Annotated in this window: 1 rRNA gene; it reads right to left on the bottom strand. The window is 58.2% G+C overall.

Annotated elements, in window-relative coordinates:
• Positions 1–361 (bottom strand): 16S ribosomal RNA (locus DA373_RS16150); the annotation flags it as partial.

Here is a 361-nt window from a genome sequence, read left to right as displayed (position 1 = left end):
CTCACCTTTCCTCACCACTGAAAGTGCTTTACAACCCGAAGGCCTTCTTCACACACGCGGCATGGCTGCATCAGGGTTTCCCCCATTGTGCAATATTCCCCACTGCTGCCTCCCGTAGGAGTCTGGGCCGTGTCTCAGTCCCAGTGTGACTGGTCATCCTCTCAGACCAGCTAGAGATCGTCGCCTTGGTGAGCCGTTACCTCACCAACCAGCTAATCTCACTTGGGTTCATCCAATCGCGCAAGGCCCGAAGGTCCCCTGCTTTCCCCCGTAGGGCGTATGCGGTATTAGCCGTCGTTTCCAACGGTTATCCCCCTCGACCGGGCAGATCCCCAAGCATTACTCACCCGTCCGCCGCTCG

This window comes from Oceanimonas marisflavi (assembly GCF_003049725.1).
GTDB lineage: Bacteria > Pseudomonadota > Gammaproteobacteria > Enterobacterales > Aeromonadaceae > Oceanimonas > Oceanimonas marisflavi.
The sequence above is the reverse complement of the archived record's forward strand: the minus strand, read 5'-3'. Positions and strand labels throughout refer to the sequence as shown.